1 protein-coding gene is annotated in these 592 nt (G+C 36.1%); it reads right to left on the bottom strand.

Features of this window, described 5'->3' with window-relative positions; all coding sequences use genetic code 11:
• Nucleotides 1-60: 60 nt before the first annotated feature.
• A complete protein-coding gene (locus tag E1163_RS05530; protein WP_155170331.1) occupies nucleotides 61-567 on the bottom strand; it encodes a hypothetical protein in 507 nt (168 codons plus the stop codon).
• Nucleotides 568-592 lie beyond the last annotated feature (25 nt).

The raw sequence follows: 592 nt of genomic DNA on the forward strand, positions 1-592 counted from the left end.
AAAACTTAACTGTTCAGCGGCACTGACTGAGGGTAAATTCTCAATACATCGAAGGTATTGTTAGCATTTGATGACCAATCTGCTTATTATTTCTTCAAAAATATCTTCTTGCCCAGATGAACCTTCCCGAACATATTCGCAGTGAATTATTACAATGTGTTTATCATGTGAAAAGTAAAACACTTTTCGTATTCGGTTTGCCTGAAAAAACACTTCGCCGGTATAGTAAAATCCGCTTCCTAAATTATCTGTAACAATACTGGACTTCTCCAGAAGGATATCTATTGCAAAATCCAGGGACACGAAGCGATTAAAGGTAACCTCTAGAGCTTCATTTTCACTCGCTTCAAGCTTATAAAATTCTATTCTCGTAATCTTTTCAATTTGTTTGCTCTTTTCTGAGATCACGAGATCAAATTCTTCTGAATTTTTATCAAAAACATCGACTTGCCAATCTTGAGGAACCCTAATTTCAAGGCATTTATTCGATATAACCGTTCCCCCGTTTTGAGCATTACAGGAGAGAAGCACTAACAGACATGCTACACTTATGACCATTCCTTTCATTAGAAGTAGATTCCCTCTTTAATTA

The sequence above is a fragment of the Fulvivirga kasyanovii genome, from assembly GCF_009711405.1.
GTDB classification, from domain to species: Bacteria; Bacteroidota; Bacteroidia; order Cytophagales; family Cyclobacteriaceae; genus Fulvivirga; species Fulvivirga kasyanovii.

Bases quoted from the DNA above. Each gene is read 5' to 3' on its own strand.
- E1163_RS05530 (WP_155170331.1), bottom strand. From the start codon at position 567: ATGAAAGGAATGGTCATAAGTGTAGCATGTCTGTTAGTGCTTCTCTCC.